The sequence below is a fragment of the Mesorhizobium yinganensis genome, from assembly GCF_040081985.1.
Classification (GTDB): Bacteria; Pseudomonadota; Alphaproteobacteria; order Rhizobiales; family Rhizobiaceae; genus Kumtagia; species Kumtagia yinganensis.
In genome coordinates this window covers 46165-64236 of the sequence record NZ_JBEBMH010000024.1, presented here as the reverse complement: position 1 = coordinate 64236, position 18072 = coordinate 46165, and the positions used below count along the sequence as shown (strand labels likewise).

At 63.9% G+C, this 18072-nt stretch carries 14 protein-coding genes; 9 read left to right on the top strand and 5 right to left on the bottom strand.

Annotation, left to right across the window (positions count from 1 at the left end):
• Positions 1-80 precede the first annotated feature (80 nt).
• Positions 81-1871, top strand: a complete 1791-nt coding sequence (aspS, locus tag ABMA59_RS28765; RefSeq protein WP_349008818.1) for an aspartate--tRNA ligase — start codon at positions 81-83, stop codon at positions 1869-1871.
• A 3-nt stretch (positions 1872-1874) separates the two neighbouring features.
• The gene (locus ABMA59_RS28760) at positions 1875-2561 is read left to right on the top strand and encodes a pyroglutamyl-peptidase I (protein WP_349008817.1); all 687 of its coding nucleotides are present in this window, start codon (positions 1875-1877) and stop codon (positions 2559-2561) included.
• On the opposite strand, the gene ABMA59_RS28755 is transcribed toward ABMA59_RS28760, so the two are convergent.
• Positions 2503-2955 carry a hypothetical protein gene (locus ABMA59_RS28755; protein WP_349008816.1) on the bottom strand — a complete coding sequence of 151 codons (453 nt, stop codon included), beginning with the start codon at positions 2953-2955 and terminating at the stop codon, positions 2503-2505. The genes ABMA59_RS28760 and ABMA59_RS28755 overlap by 59 nt on opposite strands.
• 158 nt (positions 2956-3113) lie before the next feature.
• Positions 3114-4310 carry a hypothetical protein gene (locus ABMA59_RS28750; protein WP_349008815.1) on the bottom strand — a complete coding sequence of 399 codons (1197 nt, stop codon included), beginning with the start codon at positions 4308-4310 and terminating at the stop codon, positions 3114-3116.
• Between the two features lie 191 nt (positions 4311-4501).
• Here ABMA59_RS28750 and parC point away from each other — a divergent pair, with 191 nt between their 5' ends.
• The 5 genes from parC to ABMA59_RS28725 all read left to right on the top strand — a co-directional run bounded on the left by parC (position 4502) and on the right by ABMA59_RS28725 (position 13871).
• Positions 4502-6757, top strand: a complete 2256-nt coding sequence (parC, locus tag ABMA59_RS28745) for a DNA topoisomerase IV subunit A (protein ID WP_349008814.1) — start codon at positions 4502-4504, stop codon at positions 6755-6757.
• 424 nt (positions 6758-7181) lie between these two features.
• Positions 7182-7844, top strand: coding sequence for a TetR/AcrR family transcriptional regulator (locus ABMA59_RS28740; protein ID WP_349008813.1), 663 nt, complete (start codon positions 7182-7184; stop codon positions 7842-7844).
• Positions 7845-7965: 121 nt separating this feature from the next.
• Positions 7966-9171: an efflux RND transporter periplasmic adaptor subunit gene (locus ABMA59_RS28735; RefSeq protein WP_349008812.1), complete on the top strand. Its 1206-nt coding sequence runs from the start codon at positions 7966-7968 to the stop codon at positions 9169-9171.
• Entirely contained in the window at positions 9168-12317 is a 3150-nt protein-coding gene (locus ABMA59_RS28730; RefSeq protein WP_349008811.1) for an efflux RND transporter permease subunit, read from the top strand. Before ABMA59_RS28735 ends, ABMA59_RS28730 begins: the two co-directional genes overlap by 4 nt.
• A 348-nt stretch (positions 12318-12665) precedes the next feature.
• Positions 12666-13871 carry an AI-2E family transporter gene (locus tag ABMA59_RS28725; protein ID WP_349008810.1) on the top strand — a complete coding sequence of 402 codons (1206 nt, stop codon included), beginning with the start codon at positions 12666-12668 and terminating at the stop codon, positions 13869-13871.
• Positions 13872-13875: 4 nt separating this feature from the next.
• On the opposite strand, the gene ABMA59_RS28720 is transcribed toward ABMA59_RS28725, so the two are convergent.
• Entirely contained in the window at positions 13876-14334 is a 459-nt protein-coding gene (locus tag ABMA59_RS28720) for an Lrp/AsnC family transcriptional regulator (protein WP_349008809.1), read from the bottom strand.
• A gap of 193 nt (positions 14335-14527) precedes the next feature.
• Between ABMA59_RS28720 and phhA the strand changes: the two genes are divergently transcribed.
• Both phhA and ABMA59_RS28710 read left to right on the top strand, forming a co-directional pair.
• The gene (phhA, locus tag ABMA59_RS28715; RefSeq protein ID WP_349008808.1) at positions 14528-15433 is read left to right on the top strand and encodes a phenylalanine 4-monooxygenase; all 906 of its coding nucleotides are present in this window, start codon (positions 14528-14530) and stop codon (positions 15431-15433) included.
• Positions 15426-16124: an SDR family NAD(P)-dependent oxidoreductase gene (locus ABMA59_RS28710; RefSeq protein WP_349008807.1), complete on the top strand. Its 699-nt coding sequence runs from the start codon at positions 15426-15428 to the stop codon at positions 16122-16124. The genes phhA and ABMA59_RS28710 overlap by 8 nt, the downstream gene beginning before the upstream one ends.
• 127 nt (positions 16125-16251) lie before the next feature.
• Here ABMA59_RS28710 and ABMA59_RS28705 read toward each other — a convergent pair whose 3' ends face one another.
• Both ABMA59_RS28705 and ABMA59_RS28700 read right to left on the bottom strand, forming a co-directional pair.
• Entirely contained in the window at positions 16252-17151 is a 900-nt protein-coding gene (locus ABMA59_RS28705) for a DMT family transporter (RefSeq protein ID WP_349008806.1), read from the bottom strand.
• 48 nt (positions 17152-17199) lie between these two features.
• Positions 17200-17955: an arginyltransferase gene (locus tag ABMA59_RS28700; RefSeq protein ID WP_349008805.1), complete on the bottom strand. Its 756-nt coding sequence runs from the start codon at positions 17953-17955 to the stop codon at positions 17200-17202.
• Positions 17956-18072 lie beyond the last annotated feature (117 nt).

The following is an 18072-nucleotide window of genomic DNA, read 5'->3' as shown; positions in this document are numbered from 1 at the left end:
ACCTCCCATGCGCTTTTCCGCGCGAATTTCGGGCCGCATGCGTCGGTCCGGTCAGCAAATCATCGCCGGAAAAGCAGACCATGCATCGCTATCGCAGCCATACCTGCGCACAATTGAGGAAATCGGAAGTCGGACAGGCGGTTCGCCTGTCGGGCTGGGTGCATCGCGTCCGCGACCATGGCGGCCTGCTCTTCATCGACCTGCGCGACCATTACGGCATCACCCAGATCGTCGCCGATCCGGATTCGCCGGCGTTCAAGACGGCGGAGACCGTGCGCGGCGAGTGGGTCGTCCGCGTCGACGGCGAGGTCAAGGCGAGGGCGCCCGAAACCGTCAACAAGAATATGCCGACCGGCGAGATCGAGCTCTATGCCAACGAGATCGAAGTGCTGTCGGCGGCGAAAGAATTGCCGCTGCCGGTGTTCGGCGAGCCCGAATATCCGGAGGACATCCGCCTCAAATACAGGTTCCTCGACCTGCGCCGCGATACGCTGCACAAAAACATCGTGGCGCGGACAAAAATCATCGCCGAGATGCGCAAGCGGATGGGCGAGGCGGGTTTTACGGAATTCTCGACGCCGATTCTGACTGCGTCGTCGCCGGAAGGCGCGCGCGATTTTCTGGTGCCGAGTCGCATCCATCCCGGCACATTCTACGCGCTGCCGCAGGCGCCGCAGCAGTACAAGCAGCTCATCATGGTGTCGGGTTTCGACCGCTATTTCCAGATCGCACCGTGTTTTCGCGACGAGGACCCGCGCGCCGACCGCCTGCCCGGTGAGTTCTACCAGCTCGACCTGGAAATGAGTTTTGTCGAGCAGGATGATGTGCTGGGCACCATGGAGCCGGTGTTGCGCGGTGTGTTCGAGGCCTTTGCCGACGGAAAGCCGGTGACGGAAAAATTTCCGCGCATCCCTTACGACGTCGCGATCCGCAAATACGGTTCCGACAAACCCGACCTGCGCAACCCGATCGAGATGCAGGCGGTGTCCGAGCATTTCCGCGGTTCCGGCTTCAAGGTGTTCGCCGGGATCCTGGCCAACGATGCGAAGGCTGAGGTCTGGGCCGTGCCGGCCAAGACCGGCGGCTCCAGGGCTTTTTGCGACCGCATGAATTCATGGGCGCAGGGCGAGGGCCAGCCCGGCCTCGGCTACATCTTCTGGCGCAAGGAGGGTGAGAAGCTGGAAGGCGCCGGCCCGATTGCCAAGAACATCGGCGAGGAGCGCACCGAGGCCATCCGCCAGCAGCTTGGCCTAGCCGAGGGCGATGCGGCCTTCTTCGTCGCCGGCAACCCGGAGAAATTCTATAAATTCGCCGGCGCGGCGCGGACGCGGGCGGGCGAGGAACTGAACCTCGTCGACCGCGAGCGATTTGCCTTATGCTGGATCGTCGATTTCCCGTTCTTCGAATGGAACGAGGACGAGAAGAAGATCGACTTCGCCCACAATCCGTTCTCCATGCCGCAGGGCGGCATCGAGGCGTTGACGGGGGCGGAACCGTTGGGAATCAAGGCGTTCCAGTACGACATGGTCTGCAACGGGTTCGAGATCGCATCCGGCGGCATCCGCAACCATCTGCCGGAAACCATGGTCAAGGCCTTCGAGATGGTCGGGCTGGACCGTGCGACCGTCGAGGAGCGTTTCGGCGGGCTTTATCGCGCCTTCCAGTATGGCGCGCCGCCGCATGGCGGCATGGCGGCCGGCGTCGATCGCATCGTCATGCTGCTCGTCGGCGCGACCAATCTGCGCGAAGTCACCATGTTCCCGATGAATCAGCAGGCCTACGACCTGCTGATGGCCGCGCCGTCGCCGGCGACCCCCACGCAGTTACGCGAACTGGCGTTGCGGGTCGTGGCGGACAAGAAGCCGGCCTGACCGATGAGCGGCGCGGCGGGCTCGGAAAACCTGCCGCGCGTCCTTGTGACCGGGTTCGAGCCGTTTCCCGGGGCGCCGGTCAATCCGACGCAATGGCTCGTCGAACGGCTGCGCAACGAGCCGCCGCCGCTCGACGGCATGGCCGCCTTCCGCGCCGAATTGCTGCCGGTCGATTACCGATCGATCGGGCCGCGCCTGTCGATGATCGGCAAAACCTTCGCACCGGACATCGCCTTGCATTTCGGCCTCGCCCATGGCTGCGGCGGGTTCCGGCTCGAAAGTCTGGCCCGCAACGGATTCCAGAATGCAAAGCCGGACAATTCCGGTTTCGCGCCGCCGGATGGGCCGATCTGCGCGGCGCCCGCGCTGCTGGAATCGCGCCTCCCGCTTCATGCCATTCACGATGCGCTGAAGGCTGAAAACCTGCCCGTCTCCTGGTCCGACGACGCGGGAGGCTATCTCTGCAATGTCGTGATGACGTTGTCTCTGGCCGGCGTCTGCGAGAGCTTTTCGCCTGGTATCAGCGGATTTGTCCACGTTCCGATGGTCGGCGCGGGATGCATATTGTCCGATGAGGCGTTGCTTCGCGGCGAAGGCATGATCCTGCGCACCGTGCTGTCCAGCGCGGCGGCTACTTCGCGGCCTGCTCGACCCAGCCCGCCGGAAGCAGATACGAGGCCGAGCGCCTGAACAGACCGATCGTGCCGCCGGCCGCTTGGCCGAACCCCGACTTGACCAGCGCATATCCGTCGGCGCCCCCGCGGAACACCAGTTCGCCTCCGGCCAGGACGTTTCCGTAAAGGCCAGTGGCACCGGGAGGGCTGGTATCAAACGTCGCCGGCAAATCGCGCTCGCGCCCGGCCGAGACGGCAATGGCACCTTCCACCGGATCCTGAACGGTGCGGCAAATGCCCGAGATCAGCGGGTAATTGAAACTGTTGCGGCCGACGATCTGCGACTGCATCGCGGCTTCGCATTCGGCGACCGTCGTCCACTGGGCAGGCGTCTCGGCGATGTATTCGCAGAGCTTTGCGTCGCAATCGCAGCCTATGACGGTCATTGCAACCAGCGCGGTCTTGATCATTCGCAATCCCTCTCAACCAGCTAAGATCTTGCGCGTGAACGCGGCTGCAATTGGACCGGATTGCGGAGGAATATCGGCTTGGAGAATTATTGAAGGGTGTTGCAACAGTGCAAAAGCCCGGCGCGCGGCCGGGCTTTCGAGGACGGAAGACGCGAGTCTTATTCCTCTTCGTTCGCGGTCACCGTGACGCCGAGCGACTTGGTGAGGGCCATCGGATCCGCCATGCTGGATGCCGCGATTTGCGAGAACGGCACCGGCGAGGCCGGCTCAGCCGAAATTTCCAGGCTCTGCGGGTCGTCGAGATATTTTGTCACCGCGGCGGTGAGCGCGGCGGACAGGTCGGGATTGTTCAGTTGCGCCGTCAGGAACGGCACGATCGCCTTGGCCTGGTTCTTGATGTCCTCGGGCTTCATGTTCTGCAGCTTGGCGACGTAGTCGATCACCTTGCCGGTCAGCGAATCGTCGTCCCAGCGCAGGCTGGCCGCCTGGAAGGTCAGTTGCTGCATCAGGCCGAGCATGGCCAGGCCCTGCGCCGAATTGTCGGCGCCCTCCGGCTGCGCGGCCATCTGCTTCTGGACGTCCTGCATGGCCTTGATGAAGTCCGGCGTATAGCCGCCGATATCGTAGGTCATGCCGAACGTTCCGGCGTTGTCGACCGTGACGTCGAACTGGCTGAGCCCCATGCGCCCGTCTGAGAGCTGCCACGAGCCGGCCATGTCCAGAGAACCATTGATCGTCTGATATCCCATCGCCTCGATCGCGGCCTTCGCCTGCGGGTCCGTGACCAGCGACAGGTCGGCGGTGAATTTCTCGGCCGCGCCCGAGAATTCGATGGGCTTGCCGTCGGCGGGCGGCGTCACCTCGACCGAGAAGCCTTCGAGCGAGAACGGGGTCTTGTCGCCCAACTTGACGCTGAGGCTGGCAAGTTCCGCGCCCTCGGCAAACAGCATCTGGGCCATCGGATCGGTCGAGCCCGCGGCCGGCACCTTGAGCCCGGTCGTCTTGAACGGACTGATCTCGATCGTCGCGCCATCTTCCGTGGTGGTGTAGGCCTCGGTGCTGATGCTCTCGATGCGATAGCCGCCATTGTCGTCGCTGACCCCCTCGAAGCTGACATTTCCGAGTTCGAGCGGTGCCGCATGGCCGGCGAAGCTGAGCTTGACGCCCTCAAGCTTAAAGGAAGAGCCGCTGCCATTGATGGCGGACCAGCTTATCTCCGTGCCCTGGTTGGCCATGAGTTGCTTGACGCGGTCGGCGACGGCGCTTGCATCCTGCGCGTTCGCGCTGGCAATCGCCGCCGCGAAAATAAAGGTTGAAAGGGTCAACTTGCTGAAAACATGTCGGTGGACGGCCATTGTCGTTCCCTGAGATTTCCTGGGGTTGTCGTGAATCCCTGCGCCTTTCCTGTTGGTGAGGAACTGGTCCGGAAAAAGGCGCGTCGGACACATTCAGCGAAATTGCCGGAAAAATGCAAGAAGCCTGCGCAAGCATGGTGAAAAGCCTTGTGGCACTTGCCGCGAATCACCCGTTTCGCTAACCCGGCGCCATGGGTAAGGAGCTTCCGCCGCAAGGTTCAGGCGGCGATTCGATAGAACCGGTCGACCTCAAGAAGGCGCTCGAGGAGCGCTACCTTGCCTATGCGCTATCGACCATCATGCACCGTGCCTTGCCTGACGTGCGCGACGGGCTGAAGCCTGTGCATCGCCGCATCATGCATGCGATGCGGCTCCTGCGCCTCAATCCCGACCAGGGTTTTGCCAAATGCGCCCGCATCGTCGGCGAGGTGATGGGCAAATTCCACCCGCATGGCGACCAGTCGATCTACGATGCGCTGGTGCGGCTGGCCCAGGAATTCTCGGTCCGCTACCCGCTGGTCGATGGGCAGGGCAATTTCGGCAACATCGACGGCGATAACCCGGCGGCCATGCGCTACACCGAGGCGCGCATGACCGAGGTGGCCACCGCGCTGCTGGAAGGCATCACCGAGGACGCGGTCGATTTCCGCCCGACCTACAATGAGGAGGACGAGGAGCCGGTCGTCCTGCCGGGCGCGTTCCCGAACCTGCTCGCCAACGGATCGTCGGGCATCGCCGTCGGCATGGCGACCTCGATCCCGCCGCACAACGCCGCGGAACTCTGCGATGCCGCGCTGCATCTCATTGAAAAGCCGGACGCTTCCGTCGCCGACCTGATGCAGTTCGTGCAGGGTCCGGACTTTCCGACCGGCGGCATCATCGTCGACAGCCGCGCCTCGATCCAGGAAGCCTACGAGACCGGCCGCGGGGGATTCAGGCTGCGCGCGCGCTATATCACCGAGGACCAGGGCAGGGGCACCTGGCAGATCGTCGTCACCGAGATCCCGTATCAGGTGCAGAAGGCGAAGCTGGTCGAGAAAATCGCCGAGTTGCTGGTCGCCCGCAAACTGCCGCTGCTGGAGGACGTGCGCGACGAGAGCGCCGAGGACATCCGCCTCGTGCTCATCCCGAAAAGCCGCACGGTCGATCCCAGCCTGCTGATGGAATCGCTGTTCAAGCTCTCCGACCTGGAAATCCGTTTCCCCTTGAACATGAACGTCTTGTCGCGCGGAAAGGTGCCGAACGTTCTGTCGCTGAAGACGGTACTGCGGGAATGGCTGGAGCACCGCAAGGAGGTCTTGATCCGCCGGTCAAAACATCGGCTGGCGGAGATCGAGAGGCGGCTGGAAATCCTTGCCGGTTACCTCATCGCCTATCTGAACATAGACGAGGTGATCCGGATTATCCGCGAGGAGGACGAGCCGAAGCAGGTGATGATGGCCCGCTGGTCACTCACCGACAATCAGGCCGAAGCCATCCTCAACATGCGGCTGCGCGCCCTGCGCAAACTCGAAGAGATCGAGATCCGCAAGGAATTCGATGGGCTCAGCGCCGAGAAGGCATCGATCGAGGCGCTGCTCGCTTCCGACGCGAAACAGTGGCAGACGGTGTCCTGGCAGATCCAGAAGGCCCGCCGCGACTTCGGCCCGGAGGATAATCCCGAACTTGGCAAGCGCAGGACGACCTTCGCCGAGGCTCCGGACCACGATGTAGCCGACATTCATCAGGCGATGATCGAGAAGGAGCCAATCACCGTCGTGGTATCGGCGAAGGGTTGGCTGCGGGCGCTGAAGGGCCACCTGACTGACCTCTCACTGCTGACTTTCAAGGAAGGCGACAGCCTGAAACTGGCCTTCCCGGCACAGACCACCGATAAGATCCTGGTGTTCACGACTGGCGGAAAATTCTACACGATCGGCGCCGACCGGCTGCCCGGCGGGCGGGGGCACGGCGAGCCGATCCGCATCATCGTCGACATGGAGAACGACCAGGACATCGTCACCGCCTTCGTTCACGATCCGAAGCGCAAGCTGATGCTGGTGTCGCGCGACGGGAACGGATTTATCGTTCCGGAACAAGAAGTTGCCGCCAATACCCGCAAGGGCAAACAGGTCATGAACGTCAAGGCACCGGACGAGGCGGTGCGCTGTCTTCCTGTGTCGGGCGACCATGTCGCGATCGTCGGCGAGAACCGCAAGCTGCTTGTCTTCGCATTGTCGGAAGTCGTTGAAATGACACGCGGAAAGGGCGTTCGCCTCCAGCGTTACAAGGACGGCGGGGTGCTCGACATCAAGCTTTTCAGCATGGATGATGGCCTGACCTGGCAGGATTCTTCGGGCCGGACGTTTACCCGGACGCAAGCTGACCTGACCGAGTGGCTGGGCAACCGCGCCGCTGCCGGACGCATGGTTCCAAAGGGTTTTCCGCGATCCGGAAAGTTCGGCTGACCGCAATCAAGCGGGGATGGAAATTCCCGGCGAAGAGCCCGGAAAGTTCGGAATATCGTTTGAAAGCAGCTAGTTATCAGGATTTTCGCTACTTTGTGGGGCGATTGACCTGACGCGCGCCCTCGACGAACTTGCCGTGAGCCCGGTTTTCCGCGTCACGAACTGCTGGATGGCCCTTGCCGCTGATGTCACCTGCCGCACTCATGGCCGGCGCAGCCGCGTGGTCTATTGCCCGCGCTCCGACTGCGAAGATGCGTCTGCCGGCAACAAGGACGATCGGCGATACGTACAGAAATTCCGCCGACCGACTATTCACTCAGGGCGTACAGCTCCGAAAAATCATTTTGCGGCGCACCATATTGACTGCGAACGATCATTCGCATAAATTGAGAATGAACGTTCACTCTTTCTTCCGGCTCAAACCATGGATGATCTCGTCGAAAACATCTACGCCCCGATCGAAGTCGGGGAGGGCGTCGCGTTGACCAGGACGGAGCGCCGCGAGCAGCAGGCACGGCGCATCCTCGCGGCGGCGAAGGTGTGTTTTGTGCGCTCTGGCTTCAAGGGCGCCTCGATGCAGGAGATATGCGCCGAGGTCGGCATGAGCCCGGGCGCGCTGTACCGCTATTTCCCGTCGAAAGAGGCAATCGTGGAGGCCATCTGCGAAGCCGACCGCCGCGAGGACGCGGTGTTGTTCGCCAGGGTTCTGCAGGAGCCGGACGTGGTCGAGGGTCTGGTGCTAGGCGCGATGGCCCATATCCGCCACATGCACGAGGACGACAACGCCAAGCTCTTTGCCGAGATCTGTTCGGAGGCGATGCGCAACCCGGCGGTCGAGACGACCTGTATGAAGAACATGGTTGAGGTGCAGCAGATGTTCGCCGCTTACATCGGCAAGGCGATCGAGCGTGGCGAGATCGATCCGCCCGTCGGGCTCGACGCGCTTCTGCCGACGCTGATGTCGGTCGCTCATGGCATGGCGTTGAATGACCTGCCGGCGATGGGCGTCCCTTATGAGAAACTTGAAATTTTGTTCCGCGCGATGGTGGTGGGCATGCTTCGCCCGACCGCCTCCGGCAGGGTTTGAAGAGCCGCGGAAATACGGAGAAAATTTACCTACTTCCACGAGAGCGACCTGTCCGCTGCGAATGCATCTTGGAAATGAGTGGATTTTCTCCGCACTTCCTCTCTTGTGAGTGAGAGACGAAATGGTCTGTAAAAAGTCGTTGTCCGCGTTCGCGGCGTTCCTGCTCTCGGCGACCATGTTGGCCGGTGTGCCAGCACAGGTCATGGCCGCGGGCGAAACATCATCCGCAACCACCCAGGCGCCCCCGGCCATTCGCGTGATCACGGCCGAGCGCAAGGAGCTTGTCGAGACTCTGTCCGTCAACGGCACGATCGTGCCGCGCGACGAGGCGGCCGCTGGCACCGATCTCAACGGCATGATCGTCACCGCGCTCAATTTCGACATCGGCGACCATGTGAAGAAGGGCGACGTGCTGGCGGTTCTCGACCGTTCGATGCTCGACACCCAGCTTGCTCAGATGCAGGCGACCCGCGCCCAGGGCGAGGCGAGCGTGGCGCAGATGGAGGCGCAGATCGCCGACGCCAGGGTAGGGGTGAAGCAGGCTGACGAGGCGCTCGAGCGCGCCAGAGCGTTGCAGAAGAAGGCGGTCGCCACGCAAGCGCAGCTCGACAATGCCGACAATGCGGCGGCCAGCGCGCGCGCCAAACTCGATTCCGCCGTCAAGGCGCTCGCCGCGACCACGGCGCAGCTTGCCGTCATCGACGCCCAGATCAAGGGGATCCAGGTACAGATCGACAAGACCGAGGTGCGCGCGCCGGCCGACGGGCTGGTGCTTGCACGCGCCGCGACGATGGGCGGCGTGGTGTCTCCGACCACTGGCCCGCTGTTCCGCATGGCAATCGACGCCGAATTCGAGCTTGAGGCCAGTGTCGCCGAAACATCGCTTCCACGCCTAGCCGTCGGCATGAAAACCGAGGTCTCGTTGCCCGGCATCGACCATAAGATCGCCGGAACCATTCGCCGCATCGCGCCGGAAGTCGATATGAAGTCGCGGCTCGGGCTGATCCGCATCGCGCTGCCCAAGGACGCGCCGGCGCGCGCCGGCAGTTTTGCGCGCGGCGAGATCGAACTGCTCCGCCACGACGGCGTCTCCGTACCGATCTCCGCCGTGCTTTACCGTGGCGAGGCGCCGCTGCTGCAGGTCGTGCGGGATGGCCGTGTCGCCACCACGCCCGTACAGCTTGGCGCGCGCGCTTCCGGCAATGTCGAGGTCGTTTCGGGCGTCGGGGAAGGCGACGAGGTCGTTGCCCGCGCGGGCACGTTCGTCGCCGACGGCGACATGGTCACGCCGGTGCGCGCCGACACGACGGGGGCGATCGCCAAATGAGCTGGAATTTCTCCGCCTGGTCGATCCGCAACCCGGTTCCGCCGATCCTGCTGTTCATCGTGCTCTTCATCCTGGGGCTGATGAGCTTCGGCAAACTGCCGGTCACGCGCTTTCCCAATATCGACGTGCCGCTGGTCGCCGTGACGGTGACCGATCCCGGCGTCGCGCCGAGCGAGTTGGAAACGCAGGTCACCAAGCGGGTCGAGGACGCGGTCGCCAATATTTCCGGCGTCAAGAATGTCACCTCGACGATCACCGAGGGCAATTCGGAGACTTTGATCGAGTTCCGGCTGGAGGTCGATACCCAGACCGCCGTCAACGACGTCAAGGACGCGGTCGAGCGTATCCGCAGCGACTTGCCGGCGACAGCCGACGAGCCCGTCGTCAAGCGTATCGACGTGGAAGGCCAGGCGATCCTGACCTATGCCGTTTCCGCCCCGGCGATGACGCTGGAGGAACTGTCGTGGTTCGTCGACGACACGGTGATCCGCAAGCTGCAGGGCCTTAAGGGTGTCGCCCGCGTCGACCGCTATGGCGGCGTGACGCGCGAGATCAAGGTCGACCTCGACCCCGACCGGCTGAATGCGCTGGGGGTGACCGCCGGCGACGTGAACCGCGCGCTCAAGGCCGCCAATGTCGACCTGACCGGCGGCAGCGGAAAATTCTCCAACCGCGACCAGGCGATCCGCGCGCTTGGCGGCGCCAAGACCGTCGCCGACCTCGAAGCGCTGGAAATCCCGCTTTCAGCCGGACGCATGGTGAAACTCTCCGACATCGCCACGGTGACCGACGCCTGGGCGGAGCCGAAGAGTTTTGCCCGCGTCAACAACCAGACGGTCGTGTCCTTCGGCATCTTCCGAGCCAAGGGCGAGAGCGACGTCGAGGTGAACCGGCGTGCCGAGGCGGCGATCGCGACGCTCCAGGAAAGCCATCCAGGCGTGACCATCAGCAAGGTCGACGATTCGGTGACCTATACCGAGGGCAACTACGATTCTGCGATGGAGATGCTGATGGAGGGCGCTGCCCTTTCCATCATCGTCGTGCTGATTTTCCTCCGCGACATCCGTGCCACGATCGTCGCGGCCATGGCCCTGCCGCTGTCCATCATCCCGACCTTCTGGGCGCTGGACATGATGGGCTTTTCGCTCAACCTCGTCAGCCTGCTCGGCATCACGCTGGTGGTCGGCATCTTGGTCGACGACGCAATCGTCGAGATCGAGAACATCGTGCGGCATGTCAAGATGGGCAAGTCGCCCTATCGCGCGTCGCTTGAGGCTGCCGACGAGATCGGTCTTGCGGTCATCGCGATTTCCGCGACGATCATGGCGGTGTTCGCGCCGGTGTCGTTCATGGGCGGCATCGCCGGCCAGTATTTCAAGCAGTTCGGTCTGACGGTGGCAGTCGCCGTGTTCTTCTCGCTGCTGGTCGCTCGCCTGCTGACCCCGATGATGGCGGCCTATTTCCTGCGCGGCCACGGCCATGCCGAACCGAAGCCCGGCATGTTCCTGCGCGGCTATGTGGCGCTGCTCAAGGGCACGCTGCGCTTCCGCTGGCTGACGCTGATCGCCGGCATCGCCTTCTTCGCTGGCTCGATCTACGCGACAGGTTTCCTGCCCTCGGGTTTCATCCCGCGCGAGGACGCCAGCCGCATCGTGTTTTCGCTCGAACTGCCGCCGGGCAGCCTGCTCGAGGACACGCGCGAGACCACCGATGAGGTGACGAGGCTGATGCGGGAGGTGCCCGAGGTCGAGAACGTCTATGTGATCGGCGGCGCCAGCCCGACCGGCACGCTGGAAACACGCCGCGCAACCGTGGTCGCCGACCTCGTGCACAAGTCCGAGCGCAAGGTGCCGCAGTACGAAATCGAGGAGACGCTGCTGCAAAAGCTGGCGGTCATCCCCGACCTGCGCGTCTATTTCGTCAACGACCGCGGCGAGCGGGCGCTGGCCTTCGGTGTAATGGGCACGGATGGCGCGGTTCTCGATGAGCAGGCGCGAAAAATACAGAGCGCCATGACCGCAACCGGCAAATTCCGCGCCGTCAGCTCCAACGCTGCGCTCGACCGGCCGGAAGTCATCATCGTACCCAATCTCGTGCGGCTGGCCGAACTCGGCATCTCGACGGCGGCTCTTTCCGAGACCTTGCGCGTTGCCACCATCGGCGACATCGACGCCAATCTGGCGAAGTTCACGGTGGGCGACCGCCAGATCCCCATCCGCGTGCAATTGAACGAGCGGGCGAAGGACGATCTTTCGGTGGTGAGCACGTTGCCGGTGCCGACCCCCGGCGGCGCCACCGTGCCGCTGTCGTCGGTGGCCGACATCCGCTTCGGGCAGGGACCGTCGTCGATCAACCGCTTCAACCGCGAACGGCGGGTGGTGATCGGCGCGGATATGGCGCAGGGCGCAGAACTCAGCGAAGGCCTTGGCACCGTCTGGGCGCTGCCGGAGGTGAAGAATATGCCGGCCGGCGTGCGCATCCAGGAGACCGGCGACGCGGAAGTCATGGGCGAAGTGTTTTCCGGCTTCGCCACCGCGATGACCACCGGGCTTATGCTGGTGCTGGTCGTGCTGATCCTGCTGTTCGGCTCGGTGTTCCACTCCTTCACCATTCTCGGCTCGCTGCCCCTGGCGATCGGCGGCGTGGTGGCGGCACTCTGGCTGACCAATTCGGCGATCTCGATGCCTGTCGTCATCGGCATCCTCATGCTGATGGGCATCGTTACCAAGAACGCAATCATGCTGGTCGACTTCGCGGTCGAGGAGGTCAAGCACGGCATTCCGCGCAAGGAAGCGATCATCGACGCCGGCCGCAAGCGGGCCCGGCCGATCGTCATGACGACCATTGCCATGTCGGCGGGCATGATCCCGGCCGCTATGGGACTGGGCGACGGCGGCGAGTTCCGCGCGCCGATGGCGATCGCGGTGATCGGCGGCCTGCTGGTGTCGACGCTGCTGTCGCTGGTGTTCGTGCCGTCCTTCTACACGATCATGGACGACGCGGCGATCTGGACGGCGAAGGCGTTCCGCTGGCTGGTGCGCCCGAATTCGGCCGACGAGCCGGATGCTCACGACGGACACGGACATGGCGCAGCGCTGCATGTCGTGCCGAAGCCGGAGGAGCGTTATCCCGTGGCGGCGGAGTAGGGCCGACGTGAACCCTCCCCCTTGCGGGGGTGAGCGGCCGGTTCGCGAAGCGAATTGATCGTGCCAGTGGCACGATGAAAGGCCAGCGAACACCGGGACGCTGCGAAGCAGCGGGGACCCGGCCGGAGGCGAAACTGCCTGCCCTCCGCTTTCGCTCCGGGCGTTCGTCGTTCTAAAAGCCAAATCGTTGGCTTTTCGTCCGCTTCGCGGACCACGCCTCACCCCCGCAAAGGGGAGGTAAAGGGCGCAAACAAATTTGCCGTCCCGCAACATTTCTGCGCTATAGGGAATGCGGCAGCACCCGCCGGCCGGCGGGCGCGCCTGTGTGACTCTGCGGAGACCGTGCATTTGACCAGGCACGAATCCCGAAAAATGCCGACCGAACCGCGCCTGATGGGCCCGGCGACGCCGACGCGCATTGCGGTGGTGCCGCCGCTTTCGGCGGCGCGTTGGCTCTTGCTGGCGGTGATCGCCGCCGGCGTCTATTTCTTCCATGGTTTTGTCGTGCCGGTGCTGGCGGCCCTGGTGATTGCCTTCGCCAGCTGGCCGCTCTACCGCCGGCTGCTCGCCGCCGTCGACGGCAACCGCACCGTTGCCGCGGCGATCGCGCTTCTGGCCATCCTGGCATTCCTGGTGGTGCCGATCGCGGTGGCGGGAACCTATGCGGTGGAGGAGGTCCGGCAATGGATCGGCTGGGCCTTCGAGACCAACCGGGCCGGCGCGCCCACGCCCGACTGGATCGCCACCATGCCGATGGTGGGGCCATGGCTGGGTGAGCAGTGGATACGTCACATCGGCCACCCCGGTGCCATCGGCGAGCTGATCCAACTGATCAGCGGCGCCAATATCGGCAACATCTACCGGGCCGTGCTGGCGGCCGGAGGCGGGGCCTTCAGCCTGCTTTTGACACTGCTGTTCATGCTGATCGCGCTGTTTTTCGTCTATCGCGACGGCGAGCATTTCGCCGCGCAGATCGACCGGGTCGGCGAACGCATCCTGCCGACGCGCTGGGGCCGCATCTCACGCGTCGTGCCGGCGACGATCAGCTCGACGGTCACTGGCATGACGCTGATCGCCATCGGCGAGGGCGTGGTGCTGGGCATCGCCTACTGGATCGCCGGCGTGCCGTCGCCGGTGACGCTGGGCGTGATCACCGGCATCATGGCGCTGATCCCCGGCGGCGCGCCGCTGTCCTTCACGCTGGTGTCGATCTACCTGGCTGCAAGCGGCTCTCTGTTCGCCGGCGCGGCGCTGTTGATCTGGGGCTCGGTCGAACTGTTCATCGTCGACAAGACGCTCCGGCCGAAACTGGTGGGCGGGCCGATAAAGCTGCCGTTCCTGCCGACCTTCTTCGGTCTGATCGGCGGCGTGAAGACCATGGGATTTTTGGGCCTGTTCATCGGTCCGGTGCTGATGGCACTGCTGGTCGCCATCTGGCGCGAATGGCTGCGCGAGGTGGAACTCACCGACGAGGCGGCAAATGCCGTGCCGCTGGAGCCGCCGCCGATCCCGCTGGCCCTCGACCAGGATCCCGCCAAGCGGCAGGCCGGTTAGCGGGTCAGATCGGCAGCACCGCGCTGCGTTTGTGCTGGCGGAGCGCGAGGTTCGACGAGGCCGTTGCCACGCCCGGATGGCCCAAAACCTCGCGCATCAGAAAACTCTCGAACTCCTCGACCGAGCGCGTGCGCACGATCAGCGTGTAGTCATGCGCGCCGGTGACCGAATAGCAGTCGACGATCTCGGCTGCGTCGCGGGCAAAAGCCTCGAAGGCGCCGCGGATTTCGGTGCTGTGGGCGACCATGTTGACATGCACGAAGACGCAGACCGACAGGCCGACCGCGAGCGGATCGACCAGCGTGGCGCGGCCGAGGATGACGCCGGCCTTCTCCATCTCCTGGACGCGCCGCCAGATGGTGGACTGCGACATGGCGAGCCGCTCCGAAAGCTGCTTGAGGGTGAGCGTGGCGTCGCGCTGCAATTCGCGCAGGATTTTGCGGTCGTCTTCTTCCGTTTTCACCAGATGAAAAATCCTTTCGGCAATCCGGCTCAATTGGAGGATATCACCACAATTGGCCTGTCGCCACGGAAGAAAGGCAAGATTTTTCAGCGCATCGGGTTCAAAATCTTTTCATCGAACCGGCGGGCTATGCCGATCGGGCGAGGGCCCGCTCCGTCATATCGAGGCAAGGCCTCGAACCGAGGAGGAAGACATGGCGACGAATGCTGCCGTACGGGCCGAGGAGCCCGCGAAGAACCGCTACGAAAACGCCCCGAAGAATCCCGATTTCACCATCGACCAGGATTGGAACTCCTATTCGGCCGACGAGCACGGCCGTTGGGACCGGCTGTTCGCGCGTTCGCTGAAGGTGCTGCGGGGCCGCGCCTGCGCGGACTTTCTGCAGGCAGTGAACACGTTGAAACTGTCCGAGGGCGGCGTGCCCGACATGCGCCGCCTGAGCGACCGGCTGGAAAAGATCACCGGCTGGCGCGTGGTGCCGGTCGCGGGGCTTGTGCCCGACGACGTTTTCTTCGACCACCTCGCCAACAAGCGCTTCCCGGCCGGCGCCTTCATCCGCTCGGAGAAGGAGATGGACTATCTGGAGGAACCCGACATTTTCCACGACATCTTCGGCCATGTGCCGCTGCTGGCCAATCCGGTCTATTCGGACTTCATCCAGGCCTACGGCCAGGGCGGCCAGCGCGCGCTGAAGCTTGGGCGGCTGGCGAACCTGGCGCGGCTCTACTGGTATACGGTGGAGTTCGGCCTGATCCGCGAAAAGGGCGAATTGCGCATCTTCGGCGCCGGCATCATGTCGTCGACAGCCGAGAGCGTGTTTGCGCTGGACGACCCGTCGCCGCACCGCATTGGCTTCGACCTGGAGCGGGTGATGCGCACCAGCTACATCATCGACGACTTCCAGAAAATCTATTTCGTCATCGACAGTTTCGAGCAATTGCTGAAGGATTGCTACGAGGATTTCGGGCCGCTCTATGGGCGGCTGGCGAACGCGTCGACGATCGAGCCGCACGAGATTGTCCCTGGCGACGATGTGCTCAACCGTGGCACGCTGGACTATTTCAAGGGCAGTCAACACAAGGCGGCGGGCAATGGCTGACAAGACCGTTCTGATCACCGGCGCGACCGGCAATCTCGGCAGGGCCGTGGCGGAATCTTTTCTGAAGGAAGGCGCGCGGCTGGCGCTGGTCGGTTCGCGCAAGGAAAGTCTCGAGCGCGCCTATGGCGGGCTGGCGGCGGAGCATCTCGGGCTGGCGGCGGATCTGGGCGATGCTTTGGCCGCAGCCGGCGCGGTCGCCGAGGCGGAGCGGGTGTTCGGCCGTATCGACGCCGTCTGCGCCATCGCCGGAGCCTTCGAGATGGGAGGCGCCGTGCATGAGGCGCCGCCGGAACTGGCCGAGCGGATGATGAAGGCCAATGTCGCGACCATGGTCAATGTGGTGCGGGCGGCCGTTCCCGGCATGATCGCGCGGAAATCCGGAAAGATCGTCACGATCGGCTCGACCGCCGCGCTGAAGGGCACCGCCGGCATGGGCGCCTACACGGCATCGAAAAGCACGGTGATGCGGCTCACCGAATCCATGGCGGCGGAACTGCGCGGGAGTGGCATCAACGTCAACTGCGTGCTGCCCTCGACCATCGACACCCCGGAAAACCGCGCCGGCATGCCGAAGGCCGACTTTTCGAAATGGGTGAAGCCGGTCGAGCTCGCCGCGGTCATCGCCTTCCTGTGCTCGGATGGCGCTTCGGCGATGCATGGCGCATTGGTGCCGGTGGTCGGGCTGGTATGACGGACCGCTGTCTCGCCACGGACGGTATCGGCAAGTCCGCCGGAACTCGGTTCGCCACAAAGGGCAGTGGGCTTGCTCTAGACTTACCCAGATGTCGGGAGCCGGGCGGCCAAAACCCTACCCGGCTCTAAGCCGGATGACGCAGTTCCTCGGCGGCGCTTCGCCGCCGGCTGTTGGTAAGCTGCCATAGCGAGTGCGCCAGCAGCGCGGCGATCAGGATCGCGCCGCCGATCAGGCTGTTGCGGGTGGGCGTTTCGGAAAAGATCATCCACACCCAGATCGGCGCAAGCACCGTTTCCAGAAGGTAGAACATCGCTACTTCCGGTCCGGACAGATATTTCGGGCCCGTGGCGAGGCAGAAGAAAGCGACCGGCATGATGACGGCGCCGTTGAAAACGATCCACCACGGCGCGTCGGCCTGAAAACCGGTCTTGCCGGTCATCACAACAGCGAGGGCGAGCGGGACGACCACCGCGACGAGCGCTGTAAACCCCATGTCGTCGCCGCTGATCCGCGTTATCGTGATTGCCGAGGCAATCATGAGCGCGCTTGCCAGCGCCATCAGGTCGCCGAACAGATTGCCGGTGCCGATCGAGTCGCCGACGATGATCAGCACGCCAAGGACCATGAGCGCCATCGCCGCCAGCGTGGCTCGCGACGGTCTTTCGCCGCGGAACAGCCAGCCGAGCAGGGCGGCGAACATCGGGGCAAAGGCCAGGATGAACACGAGATTGGCGGTGCTTGTGTGGAAGACGCCAGCGACGAAGGCCACTGACGAAAGGCCGTAGAGCAGCGCGACGGCGATGCCGTGGCGCCCCGGCACCAGTCTCGGCGCGTCGCCGCGCAGCCAGCGCCACAGGAGCCAGACCAGCAGTGCAACGGCGAGCGTCGCCGAACTGCGCAGCAGTAGCACGGTCCATTGATCTCCACTGGCAAGGCGGACCAGCGGTACGTCGAAGCTGAGCGTCAGGCCACCTATGGCCGTCAGCAGCAAGCCCTTGCGATGGTCGGGATGATACGTCGTCAAGGGAAAGCTCGCTCCGTCGCTCGCGACGGGCGGTACGGCCGGTCGTCGTCAGCCGACTTTCGGGAACCGCTCCCAGCCCCTCGGGCCGAGATGCTCCTGCGGCGTGAAGCGCACCTTATAGTTCATCTTGCGCGAGCCGTTGACCCAATAACCGAGATAGACATGGGGCAGGCCCTCGGCGCGGGCGCGGGCGATATGGTCGAGTATCATGAAGGTGCCCAGCGAGCGCTCGTCATGCACCGGGTTGAAATAGGAATAGACCATCGAGAGGCCATCGGCCATCTTGTCGGAAAGCGCCACCGCGATCAGTTCGCCTTCGCCGCGCCCGGTGATGAAGGAGTCGGGGCCGCGCTTGCGGTATTCGATGATCTTCGTGTCGACATGCGTGTCCTCGACCATCATGGCGTAGTCGAGAACCGTCATTTCCGACATGCCGCCGCGGCGGTGGCGGGCATCGAGATAGGTGCGGAACAGCGAGTATTGCTCGGTCGAGGGTTCCGCGTCGTGCATGGCGCCGATCAGGTCGGAATTGTGGGCCATCACGCGGCGCATGTTGCGGGTTGGCTCGAATTCGCCGGCCAGGATGCGCACCGACACGCAGGAGCGGCAGGATTCGCAGGCCGGCCGGTAGGCGATGTTCTGCGAGCGGCGGAAGCCTCCCTGGGTGAGCAGATCGTTCATCTCCGGCGCCTTGTCGCCCACCAGGTGGGTAAACACCTTCCGCTCGAACTGGCCGTCGATATAGGGACAAGGAGAGGGCGCGGTCAGGAAGAACTGGGGCGACTGGGTCGGGTGGTGAGTCATCAGAGTCTGGGACAGTCCATGAATCGCTCTACCTTGGGCTTGTCGGCGAAAAATTCAACAGGAGATTGATGGTGGGGTTTATAGCGCACGATCACAAGAGCGCGCGATGGTTTTGTC